Annotated in this window: 17 protein-coding genes and 1 pseudogene; 12 read left to right on the top strand and 6 right to left on the bottom strand. The window is 69.5% G+C overall.

Translation table 11 applies throughout. From position 1 onward, the window contains the following. Positions 1-383: response regulator (locus tag FMP39_RS26045; protein ID WP_141592873.1), on the bottom strand; the 383-nt coding region annotated here is incomplete at its 3' end. Positions 384-553: 170 nt separating this feature from the next. Between FMP39_RS26045 and FMP39_RS26040 the strand changes: the two genes are divergently transcribed. The 6 genes from FMP39_RS26040 to FMP39_RS26015 are packed head-to-tail and all read left to right on the top strand — an operon-like array spanning position 554 to position 7,871. Next, the gene (locus tag FMP39_RS26040; RefSeq protein ID WP_011554146.1) at positions 554-1,036 is read left to right on the top strand and encodes a chemotaxis protein CheW; all 483 of its coding nucleotides are present in this window, start codon (positions 554-556) and stop codon (positions 1,034-1,036) included. Then, on the top strand, positions 1,033-1,407 hold the full coding sequence (locus tag FMP39_RS26035) for a CheW domain-containing protein (RefSeq protein ID WP_020478840.1): 375 nt from the start codon (positions 1,033-1,035) through the stop codon (positions 1,405-1,407). Before FMP39_RS26040 ends, FMP39_RS26035 begins: the two co-directional genes overlap by 4 nt. A 5-nt stretch (positions 1,408-1,412) precedes the next feature. Beyond that, on the top strand, positions 1,413-2,666 hold the full coding sequence (locus tag FMP39_RS26030; protein ID WP_141592872.1) for a methyl-accepting chemotaxis protein: 1,254 nt from the start codon (positions 1,413-1,415) through the stop codon (positions 2,664-2,666). Positions 2,667-2,699: 33 nt separating this feature from the next. Next, positions 2,700-5,033 carry a hybrid sensor histidine kinase/response regulator gene (locus tag FMP39_RS26025; protein ID WP_141592871.1) on the top strand — a complete coding sequence of 778 codons (2,334 nt, stop codon included), beginning with the start codon at positions 2,700-2,702 and terminating at the stop codon, positions 5,031-5,033. Positions 5,034-5,070: 37 nt separating this feature from the next. Further along, positions 5,071-6,075: a chemotaxis protein CheB gene (locus FMP39_RS26020; protein ID WP_141592870.1), complete on the top strand. Its 1,005-nt coding sequence runs from the start codon at positions 5,071-5,073 to the stop codon at positions 6,073-6,075. Continuing rightward, positions 6,069-7,871: a protein-glutamate O-methyltransferase gene (locus FMP39_RS26015; RefSeq protein WP_141592869.1), complete on the top strand. Its 1,803-nt coding sequence runs from the start codon at positions 6,069-6,071 to the stop codon at positions 7,869-7,871. Before FMP39_RS26020 ends, FMP39_RS26015 begins: the two co-directional genes overlap by 7 nt. A gap of 27 nt (positions 7,872-7,898) precedes the next feature. On the opposite strand, the gene FMP39_RS26010 is transcribed toward FMP39_RS26015, so the two are convergent. Next, positions 7,899-8,219, bottom strand: coding sequence for a polyhydroxyalkanoic acid system family protein (locus tag FMP39_RS26010; RefSeq protein ID WP_140792507.1), 321 nt, complete (start codon positions 8,217-8,219; stop codon positions 7,899-7,901). 104 nt (positions 8,220-8,323) lie between these two features. Further along, entirely contained in the window at positions 8,324-9,790 is a 1,467-nt protein-coding gene (locus FMP39_RS26005) for a deoxyribodipyrimidine photo-lyase (RefSeq protein WP_141592868.1), read from the bottom strand. Positions 9,791-9,958: 168 nt separating this feature from the next. Here FMP39_RS26005 and FMP39_RS26000 point away from each other — a divergent pair, with 168 nt between their 5' ends. From FMP39_RS26000 to FMP39_RS25990, 3 genes are all read left to right on the top strand, one after another. After that, a complete protein-coding gene (locus FMP39_RS26000) occupies positions 9,959-11,431 on the top strand; it encodes a hypothetical protein (protein WP_141592876.1) in 1,473 nt (490 codons plus the stop codon). A gap of 68 nt (positions 11,432-11,499) precedes the next feature. Continuing rightward, positions 11,500-12,645: a DUF1015 family protein gene (locus FMP39_RS25995; RefSeq protein ID WP_194858567.1), complete on the top strand. Its 1,146-nt coding sequence runs from the start codon at positions 11,500-11,502 to the stop codon at positions 12,643-12,645. Between the two features lie 183 nt (positions 12,646-12,828). Beyond that, the gene (locus FMP39_RS25990; RefSeq protein ID WP_228558340.1) at positions 12,829-13,161 is read left to right on the top strand and encodes a hypothetical protein; all 333 of its coding nucleotides are present in this window, start codon (positions 12,829-12,831) and stop codon (positions 13,159-13,161) included. Between the two features lie 354 nt (positions 13,162-13,515). On the opposite strand, the gene FMP39_RS25985 is transcribed toward FMP39_RS25990, so the two are convergent. Both FMP39_RS25985 and FMP39_RS25980 read right to left on the bottom strand, forming a co-directional pair. Further along, positions 13,516-14,760, bottom strand: coding sequence for a cytochrome P450 (locus FMP39_RS25985; protein ID WP_141592865.1), 1,245 nt, complete (start codon positions 14,758-14,760; stop codon positions 13,516-13,518). Between the two features lie 58 nt (positions 14,761-14,818). Beyond that, positions 14,819-16,456, bottom strand: coding sequence for an FAD-dependent oxidoreductase (locus FMP39_RS25980; RefSeq protein ID WP_141592864.1), 1,638 nt, complete (start codon positions 16,454-16,456; stop codon positions 14,819-14,821). 287 nt (positions 16,457-16,743) lie between these two features. On the opposite strand from FMP39_RS25980, the pseudogene FMP39_RS25975 reads away from it, so the two are divergent. Further along, a pseudogene (locus FMP39_RS25975) lies at positions 16,744-16,974 on the top strand (efflux RND transporter permease subunit); the annotation flags it as partial. A gap of 82 nt (positions 16,975-17,056) precedes the next feature. On the opposite strand, the gene FMP39_RS25970 reads toward FMP39_RS25975, so the two are convergent. Next, positions 17,057-18,073 (bottom strand): nitrous oxide reductase family maturation protein NosD, encoded by a 1,017-nt coding sequence (locus FMP39_RS25970; protein ID WP_141592863.1) that lies wholly within the window; start codon positions 18,071-18,073, stop codon positions 17,057-17,059. A gap of 274 nt (positions 18,074-18,347) precedes the next feature. Here FMP39_RS25970 and FMP39_RS38500 point away from each other — a divergent pair, with 274 nt between their 5' ends. Together FMP39_RS38500 and FMP39_RS38495 are read left to right on the top strand one after the other, a co-directional pair. Next, positions 18,348-18,809 carry an amidohydrolase family protein gene (locus FMP39_RS38500; protein ID WP_194858566.1) on the top strand — a complete coding sequence of 154 codons (462 nt, stop codon included), beginning with the start codon at positions 18,348-18,350 and terminating at the stop codon, positions 18,807-18,809. Continuing rightward, a complete protein-coding gene (locus FMP39_RS38495; protein ID WP_141592861.1) occupies positions 18,806-19,213 on the top strand; it encodes an amidohydrolase family protein in 408 nt (135 codons plus the stop codon). The genes FMP39_RS38500 and FMP39_RS38495 overlap by 4 nt, the downstream gene beginning before the upstream one ends. Positions 19,214-19,235 lie beyond the last annotated feature (22 nt).

Genomic DNA, 19,235 nt, shown 5'->3' with positions numbered 1-19,235 from the left:
GCGGTGGGGATGCCCAGGGCGGGGGGGCCAATGAGACCCATGACCCCGCCGAGCACGGCTTCGAGCCCACCGCTCTTCAGGATGTAGCCATCCGCCCCCGAAGCCTTCGTCTTTCCGTCCAACTCCGCCTCGGAGATGTCGGAATAGAGGACCAGCTTCGCGGTGACCTTCTTCTGCCGGCGGAGGTACTCCACGACGTCGTCGCCGAACATCTCCGGCATGTTGACGTCCATGAGGATGAGCGAGAACGGCCCCTCGGCGAGCTTCTGCTCGAGGCTGGCAAGGTCCTGCGCGCCGCTCGCCTGGTAGCCGGCGGCGGTGAGCGCCCGGACAGTGAGCTCCACCAGCATCGGGCTGTCATCAATGACCAGTACGCGCGACATCGTCCTCCTCAAGGGCTTCGCGGTAGAACCCTACACCTTTGGTGCAGCGCGGACCATCGAAACGGCGACCAGGCGGGCTGGTCGTCAGGTCCTCTTGACCGCTATTCATCGCCTCCGGATACTTTGGCGCCTTGACCACGACCTCGACTCCCCTCCAGCGAGCACTCCGGATGGCTCCGGACCGCGCCTTGGCCGCCCAGGCCCGGCCGGAGCAGGAGTTCTTCTGCTTCCGCGTGGGCGACCTCCGCCTGGGCGTGCCCAGTGAGAACGTGCTCGAAGTGCTTCGGGCCGGTCTGCTCACGCCCTTGCCCCGGACCCCGTCCTTCATCATGGGCGTCACCGGCCACCGGGGCGAGGTGCTCCCGGTGCTGGACCTGCTGCGCTTCCTCTCCAAGGGAGAGGCCCGCATCGGCCCGCGCACCCGCCTGTTCGTCGGCGTCACGGGCAGCTACGTGGCCGGCGTCGTCGCGGATACGGTGCTGGGGCTGCGCCGCATTCCCGTGGCGGACATCCTCCCACCGCCCCTGGGCGGCGACGCCGCGGCCGAGCACCTGCTGGGCGTGGTGCAGGCCAGCGGCAACCAGGAAGCCATCAACCTCCTCAACTTCTCCAAGCTGCTCCAGACGGCACGGCAGCGGGCGGTGGCGCGGTGAACGACGACGCCTTCCATGAGAAGGAGGAAGAGGTGGACCTCCTCTTCTTCGACATCGGCGCCACGCTCTACGGCACGGATGCGTCCCAGGTGCTGCGCATCGACCGCGCGCTGCCGGAGGACCTCACGCTGGCGGAGCTGGGCCTGCCCCACCGGGGCAACCGCGCCATCGTCTTCGACACCCCGGAGGGTGAAGCCCACCTCAAGGTGGACGCCGTGCACGGCGTGCGCTCCATCCCCGTCAATTCCTTGCGCCGGATGCCTCCCACGGCCGGCGCCGCAGCCTACGCAGTCGGTGTGTGCCTGGAAGAGGCCCGCACCGTGTTGCTCATCGATCTGGTCGAAACCGCAAGGACTCAAGGAAGGCACTGAGACACATGTCCCTGGACACCCCCAACGAGAAGCCCGCTGGCAAGGCTCGCGCCCGGAAGGCCCCCGCCTCCAAGGCCGGCGCCACGAACGCGGCGTCGACCCCTTCCTCCACGAAGGCCATCACCGACACGCTGCTGACGGTGCTGTCCGGCAACCTGCAGGCCCGCGTGCCCAAGGAGCTGGTCGGTGAGTCCGGCGCGGAGCTGGCGCACCTGCTCAACCAGGTGCTGGACCAGTTCGCGGCCTCCGAGCACCGCAAGCACGTGGCGGCGCAGGAAATCGACCAGGCGCTGGACGCGCTCATCGGCCTGGTGCGCGAGGGCGACCTGTCCCGGTGGAACACCACCACCGAAGACCCGCAGCTCGGGCCCCTGCTGGAGGGCTTCGGCAAGGTCATCGAGACGCTGCGCACCTTCGTGCGGGAGATCAACGAGGCGGCGCTGAGGCTGTCCTCGTCCGCCAACCAGGTGCTGGCGGCCTCCACGCAGCATGAGACGTCCTCCACGGAGCAGGCGGCGGCCATCCACGAGACGACCGCCACCATGGAGGAGCTGAAGCACGCGTCGGCGCAGATCGCCGAGAACGCGGGCAGCGTGGCGCGCGTGGCGGAAGAGACGCTGGGCGCGGCGCGCGCGGGCCGGGGCGCCATTGGCGAGTTCATCCAGGCCATGCAGCAGATCCGCAGCGACGGCGTCGCGGTGGCGGACTCCATCGCGAAGCTGTCCAAGCGCGTGGAGCGCATCGGCACGGTGGTGGAGGTCATCGATGAGATCGCGGACCGCTCCGACCTGCTGGCGCTGAACGCGGCGCTGGAAGGCAGCCGCGCGGGTGAGGCCGGCAAGGGCTTCTCCATCGTCGCGGCGGAGATGCGGCGTCTGGCGGAGAACGTCCTGGACTCCACCAAGGAGATCAAGAACCTCATCACGGAGATTCGCGAGGCCACGGCCGCCGCGGCCGGCGCCGCCGAGGCGTCCAAGTCCGCCACGGAGTCCGGTGAGAAGCTGGGCGCGGTGGCGGCGCAGGCGGTGGAAGGCATCCTCGCCGGCGTCCAGGAGACGAGCGACGCGGCCCGCGTCATCAACCTCGCCACGCAGCAGCAGCGCACGGCTACCGAGCAGGTGGTGGCCTCCATGGCGGAGATCGAGGACGTGACGCGCCAGACGACGCAGGCCTCGAAGCAGGCCACGGGCGCGGCCGCGGAGCTGACGCAGTTGGCCGGACGGCTGGCCGAGCTCATCAAGCGGTTCAAGGCCGACTAGCGCTTCCTGGAAGGGGAGGGGCGTACGCCGGCCATGGACACCGAGGCTCTCAAGAAATCCCTCCTGAAGAAGTTCCAGGAGGTCACCGCCGACCGCCTCCAGAAGATTCAGCTGGGGGTATTGGACCTGGAGAAGGAGACCGCGGACCAGGCCGCGGAGGACGTCGCGCGCGAGCTGCACACGATGAAGGGCGAGGCCCGCATGTTGGGTCTGGCCGCCATCGGGCAGCTGGCGCACGCCGCCGAGGACGTCCTGCGCGCAGAGCGCGAGGGCAAGACGGCCACGGAGGTGGCCACCGACGTCCTGCTCAGGGCGTGCGACGTCCTCTCCGATCTCAACGAAGACCTGTCCGGCGCCAACACGGGCAACCCGGCCAGCGAGGAGATGGTCCGCATGCTCGCGGAAGTCTCCGGACAGACGCCGCCCGCCATCGCTGGCGCACGGCCCGTGGCGCCGCCTCCCGCGCCGCCGCCGGCCCCTGTCGCCGTGCCCGTGGTGGCACCGGCGGCCGTCGCCGCGCCGCCCGCGCCGGTGCAGGCTCCGGTGGCAGCGCCCCTGCCGCAGGTCCCCGTGGCCGAGCCAGGGGCGCACGCCGCCGCAGCCGCGCCTCACCCGGCTGCCGCGCATGGCCGAGACGAGGAGGCCCCGAGCGCCGCGAAGTCCGCGGTGGCCGACCGGAGCATCCGCGTCAACGTGGAGGTGCTCGACGCGCTGGGGTTGCTCGCGGGCGACCTGCTGGTGGAGAGCGCCCGCGGCCGGCTGCGCAGCTCGGAGACGGAGGCGTTGTTCGAGCGCTTCAGCCGCCTGGGGGACCGCTTCCTCCGGCTGGCGGAAGAAATCGACATCTCGAACGAGGTGCGTGAGCAGTTGGACCGCGTGGAGAGCGACCTCCACATGCTGCGCGACGACGCGTTCCGCTTCGTGCGCCGCAACGACGACGGCATCAACACGCTGCACGGCAACCTGGCGAAGATGGCGGACCATGTGGCCGAGGCCCGGCTGGTGCCGCTGTCCACCGTGTTCGACGCCTTCCCGCGCGCCGTTCGCGAGATGTCGCGCACGCAGGGCAAGGAAGTGGACCTGGTCATCGAGAACGCCGACATCGGCGTGGACCGGTCCATGCTGGGCGACGTGCGCGATGCGCTGGTGCACCTGCTGCGCAACTCGGTGGACCACGGCGTGGAGTCCCCGGACACGCGCCAGCAGCTGGGCAAGCCGCTCAACGGCCGCATCCGCATCCGCGTGCGCGTGGACGGCGACATGCTCCACATCGAGGTGGAGGACGACGGCCGCGGCATCGACCCGGAGCGGCTGCGTCAGGCGGCCATCTCCAAGCGCCTCATCAACGCGGTGCAGGCCGCTGCGCTGTCGGAGCGCGAGGCCATCGAGCTCATCTTCCGCCCCGGCTTCTCCACCCGCGACCAAGTCAGCGAGCTGTCTGGCCGTGGCGTGGGCATGGACGTGGTGAAGCGCAAGGTGGAGACGCTGGGCGGCTCGGTGGGCGTGAGCAGCCGAATCGGCCGTGGCTCCACCATCACCCTGCGCCTGCCGCAGTCGCTGGCGTTGATGAAGGTGCTGCTGGTGCGACTGGGGGACGACGTCTACGGCATGCCCGCCGCGGACGTGGAAGCCGTCATGCGCGTCAAGCCGGATGACCGGCTGGAGATCTTCGGCACGCTGGCCGTGCGGCACCGTGGCAAGCCCACGGCGCTGGTGGCGCTGGGGCCGCTGTTGGGCCTCAACGGTGGCAATCGCTTCGACAAGCCACCCGCGGTGGTGGTGCGTCACGGCGAGGACCACGCGGCGCTGGTGGTGGACGGCTTCGTGGACGAGCGCGAAGTGGCCGTGAAGCCTTGCGGCGGCGAGTTCCTCAAGGCCGCGCCCTTCATCGCCGGCACCGCGGCGCTGGAGGACGGGCGCATCGCCGTGCTGCTCCATGTCCCGGACATCATGGCGGAGGTGCGCCGGATGGCCCGCCCCGTCACCCAGGCCCCCGCCGCCAAGCGCCTCCGGGTGCTGCTGGTGGACGACTCGCCCATTGCCCGCGCCACGGAAGGGGCGCTGGTGAAGGCGCTGGGGCATTCGGTGGAGGAAGCCCAGGACGGCGAAGAGGCCTACGTGAAGGTGCAGAACAACACCTACGACCTCATCCTCACGGACGTGCAGATGCCCAAGCTGGACGGGTTCTCGCTGGCGCGGCGGCTCAAGTCGACGCCCGCGGTGGCTCGCATTCCGGTCATCATCCTGTCGTCGCTCGCCTCGCCCGAGGACAAGCGGCGCGGGTTGGATGCCGGCGCGGACGCGTACCTCGTCAAGGGCGAGCTGGGCGTGGAGGTTCTCGCGCAGGCCATCGACCGGCTGACCTGAGGAGCCAGGCTTGGTCGGTGGCGCGGCAGTCGCAGGTATGGCGTTTCGGGTGCTCATGGTGGGCAAGGGGCTGCGTGCGCTCGCGGCCCGGGGCCTGTTCGATGGGGAATCCCTGGTGCCCGTGGGGCCGGCGGAGGTGGACTTCGCCGGCGCCCTGGTGGCCGTGCAGCGGCACTTCCCGGACGTGGTGCTGGTGGACCTGAGCGCGCTGGACGCGCTGCCCGCCATCGAGCACGTCATGGTGGAGCGGCCCGTGCCGGTGCTGGCGTTGCACCCCGGCGTGTTGTCCGGCCAGGAGGCCTTCCAGGCGATGGTGGCGGGCGCGCTGGACGTGCTGGAGCGTCCGGCGAACCCCGGGCCCGAGTTCTGGGCGCACGTGTCGCGCAAGCTGGTGCTGCTGGCGCAGGTGAAGGCGGTGCGGCAGGTGCAGACGCGGCCGCCACCGCAAGCGGCGCGTGAGGCGAAGCCGCCTCCTCCGTATCCGTTGGTGGCCATCGCAGCGTCCCTGGGCGGACCCAAGGCGGTGGCGCAGGTGCTGCGGATGATTCCGCGCGCCTTCCCGGCGCCCATCGCCTACTGCCAGCACATCAGCGACGGCTTCACGGAAGGGCTGGCGCACTGGCTGGCCAATGAAACGGCGCTGCGCGTGCTGGAGGCCGAACATGACGTGCTCATGGCGCCGGGCACGGTGTACATCGCTCCGTCGGGGAGTCACCTCTTGGTCAGACCGGAGGGCAGGTTGGAGCTGGACGCGGGCCCCGCGCTTCGCGGTTTCCGGCCGTCCTGTGACATGCTGCTGACTTCCGCGGGCGAGTCGTTTGGCTCGCGCTGCATCGGGGTCATCCTGACGGGCATGGGGCGCGATGGGGCGCGAGGGTTGAAGGAGATTCGAGAGCGCGGCGGTCGGACCATTGCCCAGGACGAAGCGTCGAGCGTCGTCTGGGGCATGCCGCGCGAGGCGGTGTTGATGGGCGCGGCGCACGAAGTGCTGCCACTGAGCCGGATTGGCGCGGCGCTGATGCAGTGGGTGGATGTGTGTTGACGGCGAGCCAGAAAGTCTTGCAGCAACTCGCCGCGCTGCTGCTGGAGCGCGCGGGACTGAAAATCACGCCGGATGGCTTCCACAGCCTCCGGCTGGCGCTGTCGGCGCGGATGCCCGTGCTGGGCCTGGAAGAGCCCGAGCACTACATCCAGCGCCTGACGGGCGCCGGTGGCGAAGAGGAGCTGCGCTCGCTGTTGCCGCTGGTGACGGTGGGGCACACGGAGTTCTTCCGCGACGCGAAGCAGTTCCGCGCGCTGGAGAAGAGCGTGCTGCCGGACCTGGTGTCCCGTTCGCGGCGCGAGATGCGCAAGGTGTCCATCTGGTCCGCGGGCTGCGCGACGGGGGAGGAGCCCTACAGCCTGGCCATGGTGCTGGCGGAGCTGGGCGCGCTGTCGCTGGAGGTGGACCTGTGGGCCACCGACCTCAACCTGGCCGCGGTGGAGGCCGCGAAGCAGGGGCGCTTCACCTCGCGGCGGGCCATCAGCATCAACCAGGCGCGGCTGACGCGCTTCTTCAAGCCCGTGGAAGAGGGCTATGAGGCGCTGCCCGCGCTGCGTGAGTACATCCGCTTCGATGGACAGAACCTGGCGGTTCCCGTCTTCGACAAGGTGGCCCTGTCGTCGCTGGACCTCATCCTCTGCCGCAACGTCATCATCTACTTCGACCTGCCCACCATCCGCGGGTTGATGGACCGCTTCCTCGCCGCGCTGCGGCCGGGTGGGTTGTTGTTCCTGGGGTACTCGGAGAGCCTCTTCAAGGTCTACGACCGCTTCGAGATGATCGAAGTCGATGGGGCGTTCGTGTACCGCCGCCCGCTGAACGACAAGAGCATGCGGGCGCCGCCGCTGCGCATCACCCCGTATCCTGGCGAGCCCGATGTCGCCGCGCGGAGGCCCGTGCCCGCGGACGCGTTCACCGCGGACCTGCGCAAGCGGATGCAGCCCGAGGACGTCCCGTTGACGACGCGGCTGCCCGCGGTGTCAGCGGCGTCGGTGGCGGCGCCTGGCTCGCCCAGCGTGACGCTGCCGGCGCTGGGTGCCTCTTCCAGTCCGCGTTCCGTGGTGCCGGGGCGGCTGCCCGCGGTGTCGCCTCACTCGCCGCTGCCGGCCATCGCCGCGCCGCTGCCTTCCAGCGTCGCGCGCTCGCGTGTCACCGCGGAGCTGCCCACGGTGGGGAGCGGGGACTCCGCCCGTCCGCGCATCACCACCGAGCTTCCGGCCGTGGCCCCCACGCCCCGCGCGGCCACCGTGGAGGTGCCCGCCTGGCCCACGCTGCTGCCTCCGGCGGAGCGGCTGGCCATGGCGGTGCGGAAGATGGCGCAGGGGGATTTCTCGGCGGCCATCGCTGGCGTGCAGCGGCTGCTCGCGGACGAGCCGAGTGACTTGGATGGGCTGCTGACGCTGGGCAACCTGTTCTCGCTCACCGGCCGCATCCCCGAGGCGCGCGAGGCCTTCGCGCAGGCCATCCAGCGCGAGCCGCTGTGCGTGGAGGCGCGGGTGTTCGGCGGGGTCGCCGCGTTGCAAGCAGGGGAGTTGAGCGAGGCGCGCTCCGAGCTGGCCAAGGCCCTGTTCCTGGAGCCCACGCTGGCCATTGGCCACTACCTGCTGGCGCAGGTGCACGAGCGCACGCAGGACCATGAGGCGGCCCGCCGCAGCTACCGCAACGCCATTGCCCAGCTTCGCTTCCCGCAGCGTCCCCTCGCGGGGCACTACCCGGAGATGCCGGACTCGGCGGATGCCATCTCTCGCGCGGCGCGTTACGCCCTGGCGGCGCTGGAGGAGCAGCCCCTGCGCTGAGGCAGGGGCCGCTTCCCCGGCTTCACGTCAGTCCAGGCTGCTCTTCACCTGGTCCAGGCTCTTGCTCGGGTCGAGCACGGCGCCGAACTTCTTCTGCAGGTAGCTCTTGGCCTGGCCGCGCAGCAGCATGCCAGGGTCGGTGCCCTCACCCTCGACGGCCTTGTCGGTGATGACGAACGAGGCATCCATCTGGATGCCCATCACCTTGCCGACGATTTTCGCGCCTTCCCCCTGCCAGTCCGCCTTCACGCCGTACTTGCCGCCCCAGTACTGGAGCAGCTGATCGACGCGCTGCTTGACCTCCTCCTTGGGGAGGGAGTGGGGGATATCGAACTTCATCATTCCCATGGCTGGCTCCTGATCTCGGTGTCCCGCTTCGTGCGTTTAGCCGTGCCCGAGCGGGAATGGAACCGCCGTGTCACTTTTGGGCGCGCGGATGTCAACAGGCTTGCTCACGGGCCTGCCGTCTTGCGAACGCGCTTGAGCTTCACCGGTGGGTCCTCTGGGCGGCCCCAGCGCTCCAGGTAGGGGGCTAGGTTGTACTTGGCTGCCGTGCGCAGGGAGCTCATGGGCCGCACCTTGCCCAGCACCTGCCGCTCCTGGAAGGGGCGGTCATGCAGTCCCAGCACCCACATGAAGTTGGCGACGCTCGCGGGGTCCCTGCCATCCACCGCGTACTTGTCATTGAGGAACGCGATGCGTTGCAGCGCTTCCTTGGGGGATGGCGTCCACTCCAGGATTTTCTTCCCCCACAGCATGCGCAGGTAGTTGTGGATGCGGCCACGCTCCACCAGCTCGCGCTGGGCCGCGTTCCACAAGCCGTCCGCGGTTCGCGCTGTCTCCAATTGCTTCAAAGAATAGCGGTGCTCGCGCGAGTCCTTCTGGTGGCGGGTGAGCGTCTCCTTTGCCCACGGAGGCAGGGAGGCCACGGAGAGCTGCTGCGGCCCCGGCGTGTGGAAGCAGTAGTTGAAGCCCAGCTCACGGCGGACGAGCAGCTCCTCCAGGAAGCCCTGCACCGAAGCATCCTGCGCGCCGCGTGCGCGGATGGCGGCGCGCGCGGCTTCTCCCGCGAAGAGGTTGCCCCAGTGGAAGAAGGGGGACAGGTTGGACTGCCGCGCCAGGCCCGGGTCGTTGCGGCCTTCGTCATAGCCCTCCAACCGTTGGTGCACGAAGGCCTGGAGCGCCTCGAGGCCCGCCTTGCGTCCGCCGCGCTCCTGGATGGGCGCCACCGAATGGTCGAAGTCGAAGGCGTCCAGGGACTCGCGGGCCTCGCGAGCGTCCGACGTGGCGAAGTCCGGCTCCAGCTTGCGTCCGGCCGCGGCGGCCTTCACCGCGCGGTTGGGCACGGCGCGGTCCAGGTACTCCGGCCACAGCTTCTTCAGCTTGGGCCGCAAGGTATAGGCGCCAATTTGTCGCGTGGCGATGCGCTGCATGGGCACCACGCATGACGCATCCACGGCGAACAGCGGCACGTCCAGGGCCTTGGCGGCGCCACGCAGGTGGCCCGGGATGATGTACGTGGGGAACAGGTCCGACACGATGGCGGCGGCGCGCCGGCCGAGCTGGGCCAGCCGGGGACGGTGCTCCTTCGAGGTCCGGGGCAGCTCCAGCCAGTAGGGCAGCCCGCGCGCGGCGCAGCCGGTGGCCATGTCCATCATCCCCTCCAGGGCCCAGGCGTGGAGCCTGTCGGAGGCATGGGGGTAGTCCGGACGGATGGCCTGGTAGACGACGACGGGAAGGCCCAGGTGGTTGCCCAGACCGATGGCGGCATCCAGCGCGTGGTTCTGCTCGGCGCGATGGTTGACCATGCACCAGTAGAGGACGAAGTCGCGGCGGCCGGAAGGAAGGGGGAGGTCCTTCACCACCTGGACGCGCGCCGAATCGACGCCGAGTTCGGACCACGAGAAGCCTTCAGGCATGGGGCCTCACTGATACGCGAGCCGCATTCGCGTCGCGGAGGAAAAGAAGTGCGTGGCTGTGAACGAGGGGACAGGGAAGGTCGGGCGGCGCTCCAATTTCCGGCACCCGAGGACAGGTTGTGGTTTTCTCCCGTCCGGCCGGACCGAAGGAGTCCTTGCGTGTCATCATTGAGAAGCTGGAGCTATCTCCCCATCACCGCCCTCGCTCTCGCGCTGGTCCTTCCGGAGCCCGCGAAGGCGCAGGCTGACGGAACCTATCCATCCCCGGCGTCTGCGCAGCCTCCGTCTGCCCCCGCGGGTTATGCGGCCCCTCCGCAGCCCACGTATCGCCAGACGGCGCCGCAGCAGCCCGCGGACTCGTACGCGCAGCCGCCGCAGACGCAGGCGCAGCAACCTGCGGACCCATACGCGCAGCCGCCGGCGTCCGCGCAGCCCGCGGACCCGTATGCGCAGCCGCCGCAGACGCAGCAGCCGGTGGACCCGTATGCGCAGCCGCAGACGCAGCAGCCGTCAGCGGATCCATATGCGCAACCGCCGCAGTCCACGCAGCCCGCGGACCCGTACGCGCAGCCGCAGCAGCAGCCGGTAGACCCGTATGCGCAGCCGCAGCAGAGCTACCCCCCGGCGCAGAACGCCTATCCCCCTTCGGATGGGCAGGACCCGGCTCGCTACCCGGGTGACACCGCGACGGCGAGCGACGCGCCCACGCTGCCTCCGGATCCGGACTCGCTGCGGACGAAGCCGCAGTCGCCGCTGACGCCGGACGACCGGGCCACGGCGAAGCGGGGCGTGCCTCCCGTGGAGGACACCGGGGTGATGCTGGACGGCAGGCCGCGCCAGGGCCCGTTCCTCTCCGGTCCGGGCAGCTTCAGCTTCATCGTGCATCACACGACGCTGGGCGCGCTGGGTGGCTTCTTCACGCAGGCGTTCGCCAGCGACTTCAACTTCGACAAGAGCTCGCGTGAGGCGATGCTGGCGGGCACGCTCATCGGCGCGGGCCTGGGTTTCGGTGCCTCGTCGTGGTGGCAGTTCAACAACTGGGTGGACCGCCCCATGGCCACCTTCGGCATCGCCAACTCGGTGGTGGGCGGCATGTTCACCGCGGGCCTGATGGACCTCTTCACGCAGGACGCGGGCGTCCTGACGTGGTCCGCCTTCCTGGGCGCGGAGCTGGGCGCGTGGCTCACGGCGGGCATTGGCGGTGGCCAGCTTCCGCTCAACGACGGCTTGCTGATTTCGTCCGGTGCGGGCTGGGGCGCGGCCTACGCGGCGCTGCTGTTGGCCATCATCCACTTCTCCGGGACGCCCGTGTCCGGCAAGACGTGGCGGGACACGCTGCTGCTGGCGCCGGGCATCGGCGCGGGCGCGCTGGCGCTGGCCACCATGCGTTACAACCCGACGCCGTCCCAAATCGTCCGAGCCAACATCTTCGGCGGCGGCGTGGGCGCCGTGGTGCTGCTCCTCTCCGGCCTGGTGCTGGGTGGTTTCGATCAGTCCACGCCGTACGTCCTGTCGTTCCTCGGTTCGGCGGGGGCCATCACCACGGTGAGCCTGCTGTGGGAGGAGAGCGTGGACCGCTCCGCCCTGAAGATGGCTGGCCGCTCAGAGAAGGACCGGCCGTACACGAACGTCTGGTGGTAGACGCGGCCTAGGGCAACCAGGCGCGCGCCATGGCACGGCGGGGCAGGAGGCACCACCTTCCCCCCGACATGGCGCGCGTCAATCCATTTTCGGCCCTTCTTGGCTCGCTGGATTCCTCGCTGGAGCCCAGCGGCTACGTGCCGCGTGGCAATGCGGTGCCCCAGCCGTCACACGTTCGCCCCCTCCTGGAGGCGGCCAATCCCACGGCGGAGCTGCGGCGCCTGCGGGACTCGGGCGCGCTGCTGAGGGACACACGCCCCGCGATGTACCTGGTGGAGGTGCAGGGACCCGCTGGCAAGCTCGGTGGCCCGCCGGTGCGCTTCCTCCTATGTGCCCTGAATCCGGATGCGGGCGCCTCGCTGGAGCATGACCCGTACCGGCCCAGGGCCTGGGAAGCGGAGCCCGCTGTCACGCTGACCGCGGATGACCATGGCGTGCTGCGCGGACTGCTCGCGGAGGCTTCTGCGCGCGCCATCGTCGTGTGGGAAGGGCGCTACGGACAGAACACCCTGTCGCTGCGGCGCATCGAGCCTTCTCCCGTGTCGAAGCGGCTCCAGGCCGTGCTGGATGAAGCGCCCATGCGCCCGCTGGCGGCGTTGGATGAGCGCGGCCCGACGCTGGCGGCCGTCGTTCCCCTGTCCGACCCGGGGCTGGAGCTGCTGCCCATCCACCGCGCGCTCAAGGGCGTGGAGACCTTCAAGGAGGAGACGTTCCTCACGCTGGTGACGGCGTATGCGCGCGTTTACGAGCTGGATGAGCCCCTGAATACCCCGCGCGGTCTCGCGGTGGCGCGAGAGCGACTGGCCACGCTCATCACCGGGCACCACGCGGTGCTGCTGGTGTTGCCGGGAGGCCGAGGCCGCATCCTCCGGTTCCGGCAGGGGTTGGACCTGGCGCACCTGAAGGGGGCGCCGCGCAATCCCACGCTGCGGAGCCTGGACCTGGCGTTGCTCAACGCGCTGGTGCTGCGGACCGTGCTGGGCATCAAGGACCCGGAGGCGCCGGGGCACTCGCAGGTGTTCCCGGTGCAGGGGCTGGAGTCGCTGGTGCAAGGCGTCGAGTCGGGCATGTTTCAGGCGGGCTTCGCCCTCAATCCGCCGCCGCTGTGGGAGGTGCGCGCGGTGATGGAGGCTCAGGCGACGCTGCCACCCAGCACGCTGCGGGTCGAACCGTTGCCACCGGCGGGGCTGCTCTATCTGGACCGGGAGGCCTGACCTCCTGGCGTGCGGGTCCTGAGCCCAAGCCCGCCGGAGGCTCTTCCCCGGCGTGTTCCGCTCGAACTCCAGCCAGGGCGGGGGAGACGCTGGGTTCGATTTGTGGCGGTGGGGTGCACGGGCAGCTTCGCGCACGTGCTGCGCAATCCGCCGTATCGGACGCGAGCATCCGGACGCAGCAGCATGTCCATGGAGAAGGCGATTGCCCGGCACGAGCTGACATGTGAGCTCCAGGACGTGGTGTGCGCCGCGGACCACCTGCTGGTGCCGCGCGGCGCGCTGTTCATGGTGTATCCGGTGTCACGGATCGGGGAGCTGACGTCCGTGCTGAGGCTTCACCGGATGGAGCCGCGCACCGTGCGGTGCGTGCATCCCTTGGCGGACCGGCCCGCGAAGCTGGTGCTGCTCCATGCCGTCAAGGCGGGCAGGGCGGACCTGACGGTGCTGCCGCCGCCGGTGCTGTACGGGGATGACGAGCACGCGTTCACGGATGAGGTGAACGCGATGTTGATGTGAATGAAGGACGCAGGGGCGCAGGGGAGCACCTGCTCGGCCGTCCACGGCTCTTCAAGCGTGCCCTGGCTGGCAAGATATTGAGTGGAGCCAGCGCAGATTTTCATGCCGGAGCCTGTTCGCAACCAGCCTCCGCCGGTGAGAGTTGGAGGCGGCGGGAATCGAACCCGCGCCGGGCGGTGCGAAACCTCTAGCAGAATCGCGCCCTTACCTCGTATCCGCCCGGAATGCTTAGGAGTCGGTATCCCGCCGCGTTCCGACTCGTCCCGTCCTGTTCCAGCCCATTCCGCACGTTCCTGCGACATACGTGCAACATGACGAAGCCCGTCGCCTTTGGTCAGTGAGCCGGGGCAGACGCTATCGCACGCCCGCCGCCCGGATGCCGTCGACCTCGACGAGGAGGTGGAGGGGACCTCGCAAGGTCGGGTTGGGCCGGTAGGGGGGCGGGTCGGCAACGAGCCTGGGGTGCTCAAGGCGGCAGGCGAGTTCGGTCAAGGCAATCTGTGCCTCCAACCGGGCAAGCGGTGCGCCAAAGCAGTAGTGAATGCCACTGCCGAAGCCCAGGTGCGAGTTGTTGGGCCGGTCGGGCATGAAGCGGTCGGGGTCGTCGAAGCGCTCTGGGTCGCGGCTGCCCGCAGCGAGCATCAGCACGAGCGGCGAGCCCTGGGGAATGGTGGTGCCGGCAATGTCGATGTCGGCCAGAGTGACTCGGTCAGGCAGGAACTGCACCGGTGGTTCATAGCGCAGCAGCTCCTCGACCAGCGGGATGCTCAGCTCGGGCTCGCGGCGCAGCCGCTCGAACACGCCGGGGTGGCGCAGCAGGGTGAGCATGCCATTGGCGATGAGGTTGACGGTGGTCTCATGGCCAGCGACGAGCAGCAACGCGGCGGTGCTCAACACCTCTTCCCGCGACATCCGCCCGTCGGGGCCGTTATCCGTCAGGAACCCGGAGAGCAGGTCGCCGCCGGGCTGGCGCAGGTGGGCATCGGCGAGCGCAGCGAGGTACTGCCCCAGCTCCGCTTTCGTCCGGTCGCGCTTGGCCTTTCGCTGCTCGATCGTCCCTGTGGTGGGGTCAAGGGTCTCGACGCCCGCGTCGGCCAACTCGTGAAAGCGCGCTTCGTCCTCGCGAGGGACTCCCAGCAGCTTGCAGATGACAGTCACAGGGAATGGGTAGGCCACGTCGCCGACGATGTCGACCTGGTTCTTGCCCGCGAGCGCGTCAAGCAGGCCCGTGGTGGTCTCGACCAGCCAGGGACGAAGGGCATCAATGCGTCCGGGGGTGTGCGGCGGCCCGAAGGGCCTCATCGCCAGCTTCCGGAGCCGGTCGTGGTCGGGAGGGTCGCGCCGGATGAAGGGCTCTGGCAGCCCTGGAGGGCCCTCCTGGGGAGAGGGCGTGGCACCGGCCTGCCGGACGAGGTTGCGTATGTCGGAGCTGACCCGTGGGTCGTGGAGCAACGCGACAATCTCATCGTAGGTGCTGACGATGTACGTGCCGTCGGCCTCGCGCGCCACGGGAGTCTTCCGCAACTCGGCGTAGAGCGGGTAGGGGTTGGCCCGGTTGGCCGGGTCGAGGATCTGCTCGAAGATGCTGGCCTGTGCCATGAAGCGGTCTCCTTGAGTCCGTTGGAGGGGAGGGGTGACGCGGCTGCCGACACTCGGCTCAAAGGTGCCGGTACACCCACCGGACCCGCCGCTCGTAGGGTTCACGGCCGGTGACCATGACGGTGGCCTCGTGGTCGGACACGGCCCGTTTCGGAAATTCGGGAGGGACGGGCCGCATCTCGGCGGGCTGATGGACGGTGCGGAAGGCGGGCGGGAACGGCGCGGCCGCATCGATCAAGCCCTGGTAGAACTCCAGCCATTTGGGCTGGTCGAAAGCGACCGCGGCGGTGACACGCCCCTTGTAGCCGTAGACGGCGACGAATCGGCGCTCGGCGAGTGAGCCCTGGGTGATGACGAGCGCGTCCGAGAAGGTCGGCACACCCACCGATTTGATGTTGACGCCGAATTGCGTGGACCAGAAGGTGGGGATGGTCAGGTGTGGCCAGCGGTCCGCTTCCGGGCTGAGCATGTTGTGGGCCGCAATTTTGGCCTGGGTGACCGCGTTGCCCCAGTGCTCGAGGGACAGGAACTGGTAGTCGTAGAGCGGGTGAGGGGCGCGGGCCACGTCCCCGGCGACGAAGATGTTCCTGGTCACCAGGCCGTTGATGTCGAACGCGTGGCAGGCCGCATCACAGGCCACCCCCCATCGAGTCACCGCCAGCCCCGAGTCGCGCAGCCACTCCACGTTGCGGATCGCCCCTAGCGCGACCACGGCCACGTCGACGTTCAGTGTCGAGCCGTCGGAGAAGTGGGCCCGCCGCAGCCTCCCGTTTGCATCCCCCGCCAGCCGCGTGACGGTGACGCCGCAGCGCAGGTCGACGCCATGGTCGCGTTGCAAGGCGGCTGCGACCGCCCCGACAACTCCGCCGAGCGCCCCCACCAGTGGAGTGGCCCCCCGCTCCGTGACGGTCACCGGCAGACCCAGCTCGCGGCACGCGGAGGCGACCTCCGAGCCGGTGAACCCGCCGCCGATGACCAGAACCCGGCCGGGTCTGGCGGCCAGACGGCGCTGCAACTGGGCCGCATCGTCGCGGGTGCGCACCACCTCTACGCCCTCCAACGACGCCTCCGCGTCGTTGGGCCACGGCCGGGCACGCGCCCCCGTCGCAATCAGCAACCGGTCGAACTGGACCCTGTTCCCGTCAGCAAGGAGGACCTGCCTGCTGGCCAGATCCAGTCCCATGGCACGGACTCCCAGGTGCCAGTCCGCATCGAGCTCGTCGCTGTAAGGCAATAGGGTGTGGTCTGCCTTCACCCAACCTGTCAGGACCTGCTTGGAGAGCGGCGGCCGGTCGTACGGGTCGCAGGCCTCATCCCCGATGAGGGTCAACGACCCAGCAAAGCCTTGGGTGCGGAGCATGAGGGCGGCAGTCAACCCGGCCAGGGATGCGCCGACGATAACGATGCGGCCACCGCGCTTGAACGCCGCTTCCGCATCGGTGAGACGCACGGGCCCCCTGGGCTTCCGTCGCTGTGCAGGCTCTTTTCGCATCGCCGCCAGGGTGCCCATCCCGCCAATGTGGATGGCCTGGACGGGGCACGCCGCAGCGGCTCGCTTGATCTGCTCACGAAGGGCGTCGTCGGGGTTGGAGTCGTACAGCAGCGCATCCCCGCTCTGCATCCTGAACACGCTCGGCGCAAGGAAGGCGCACTGCGCATACCCCTGGCAGCGGGTGAGGTCGACGACGACTTTCATGGGCACACGCCCTCCTCAACCGGGTGGCATTTCGCATGGGAGGCACACGGGAGGAATGGGCCGGAAGTTCGAAGGGAATGACCGGTGGTGTCCAGCGAGCGGCGTATGAACGCAATCTTCTCGCGCGTGAGCAGCCTGCTCTCCGCGAGTTTCCAAGTGGACCCGCACCTCTACTGGCAGCAGGTCGATCCGTATCCGTCCGGCCAAGGACGTGCTGAGAGACGTTGAGTGAGGAGTCGGCGCCGTGGACCCTGGCGTGCATGTCGAAGCCGGAATGGTGGCGGGTTGCGGTGCCGGCGCTGGGCGCGGGCTCGGAGACGCGCGCGCCCATGTCCATCGCCGTGCTCGGCGGCCTGTCCGTGTCCACCGTGCTCAGCCTGCTGGTGGTGCCCGCCTTCTACGTCATCGCGGACCGGATGAAGACGCGGGTGGGAGCGAGGCTGGGGAAGAAGCCGGATGCCGAGTCGGGCCCGCACCCGCCTCGCACCGACGAGCCCCGGCCGGCCACGCACGGCTGAGAGGCGGAACGGAGCTTCCGTTCCACGCACGCCGCCAGCACCCCCGTGAGTCCAACCGGGTGGGGCTGGCGGCGTCCTCGTCTCAGGGGGCCACGAGCCCCAGGCCCTCGAAGGTGACGTCGACGTCACCCAGGCAGTCGGCGAGCTTCAGCGGCGAGTCGGGGCGGAGGCGGAAGTCGCCCGCGTCGGCGTCCCTGAAGAGCGGCTCCAGCACCACGTTGCCGTTCTCACCCAGGACGACGCGCGGCGGGACGGCGTGGGTCTCCGCGACGTGCTGGTCATTCTGGAAGAAGACGTTGCAGCGGATGTCCCCCGTCTGCACGTACATGTGGCTGAGGCCCACGGCTGAGCCAGCGAAGACGTTGCGCCGGATGTCGACCTGGCCCGCCTGCACGCCGAGGGCGAGCGAGGTGTTCTTCCAGAAGATGTTCTCTTCGACGACCGCCGCGTCCTGGAGGTGGTTGAAGGCGAGCGCGTAGTCATTCCTCCAGAAGAGGTTGCGGCGCACGTCCGCGAGCGCGTGGAAGTAGAGCAGCACCCCGGTGCCGTTGCCCTCGAAGATGTTGTTCGTCACGAGCGCGGACGTCGTCGCGTCATGGCCGTCCGCGAAGATGGCGGAGGCGTACCAGTTGCCGCCGCACCAGCGGTCCAGGTCGGATGTCATCGTGCACCACGTGTCGGAGCCCACGTTCCGGAAGGTGAAGCCGGAGATCTCCACGTCGCTGGCGCCGGAGTAGTCGATGAGGTTGAAGGGCTCGCCCAGGCCGTCCCAGAGGGTGATGGGCGCGCCCGCGCCGATGAGCCGGATGCCGCTCTTGAGGACGACGTGCTCGGAGTAGACGCCCGGCGCGACGTACACCGTGTCCCCGTGCTGTGCGGCGTCGATGGCGGCCTGGATGGTGTCGTAGTGCTTGGGCACCACGAGGGTGCGCGGCCCGCGGGGCTCGGGCTGCTCCGGGGCCGCTTCCGCGGGCTGCTGCACGTCAGGTGTGTCGAGTGCCGCGCCCTCGGCGTCGAGAGACTCGTTGCCCGTGGGGCTTCCACAGGCGGCCAGGCAGAGCGTGAGCAGCGTGAGTGAGCCAGGGTGCTTCCAGGACATGGTTTCCCCTCCCAATGGAGTCACGAGACAGTCGGCCCCTGTCGCACCACGAAGTGTTACCCGAATCCGAAGCGGAATGGCTCCTCGAAGATCTGAGGCTCGCGGCCGTTGAACCCTCAGAGTTCTGAGAGAGTGTGTCGTGTCCTGAACGCGCCGCACGCTACGCTGCGTTCCTGATTCCCTTCGGAGGCTTCGTGAAGCGGCTTGCCCCTGTGTTGTCCCTGCTCACCCTCGTCCTGGGAGCTGTCGCCACGGCCCAGCCCGCCGCGTCGCCGTGCGCGCCGCGCGGATGCTCGACGTGAAGAGCGGCAAGTACGTGGCCCAGCCGGTCATCCTCATCGAGGGTGACCGCATCGTGAAGGTGGGCCCCGGGCTGCAAATCCCCGAGGGTACGGAGGTGGTGGACCTGGGGACGTCCACGGTGCTGCCGGGGCTCATCGACGGCCACACGCACCTGATGGCGCGCGAGTCGGAGACGCCGAACGGCTACGAGCTGGCCCTGCTCACCAAGTCCCAGGCCACCCGCGCGCTGGAGGGCGCGGCGAATGCGCGGGCCACGCTGCGCGCCGGCTTCACCACCGTGCGCGATGTGGAGAACGAGGGCAGCGGCTTCGCCGACGTGGCGCTGCGCGACGCCATCCGCCAGGGGCTCGTGGAGGGGCCTCGCATGCTGGTGGCCACCCGTGGCATCGCGGCGGTGGGCGCCTACCACCCGTTGGCACCTCTCCCGACGTGAAGGACCTGCCCACGGGAGCGCAGTTCGTCAGCGGGGTGGAGGAGGCCCGCCCCGCCGCACGTGAGCAATTGGGGCAGGGCGCGGACCTGCTGAAGGTCTACGCGGACTGGGCCACGCCCACGCTCACCGTCGACGAACTGCGCGTCATCATCGACGAGGCGCACAAGGTGAAGCGCAAGGTGGCCGTCAACGCGATGACGCCCGAGGGCGTCCGCAATGCACTCGCCGCGGGCGCGGACTCCATCGAGCATTGCCACAACGCGGACCGCGCGGCCCTGGAGCTCATCCGCCAGAAGGGTGTCTTCCTGGTGCCCACGGTCGGCATCCTCAAAGACCTCTGGGCTCAGCGTCGCCGAGGGGGGGCAGGGTTTCAATTCGTCCCAGAAACCCTCTCGACTTCATAGAAACGAGCAACTTCCGCATGGG

This window comes from Myxococcus sp. AB056 (assembly GCF_006547365.1).
In the GTDB taxonomy this organism is placed as follows: Bacteria; Myxococcota; Myxococcia; order Myxococcales; family Myxococcaceae; genus Myxococcus; species Myxococcus virescens.
The sequence above is the reverse complement of the archived record's forward strand: the minus strand, read 5'-3'. Positions and strand labels throughout refer to the sequence as shown.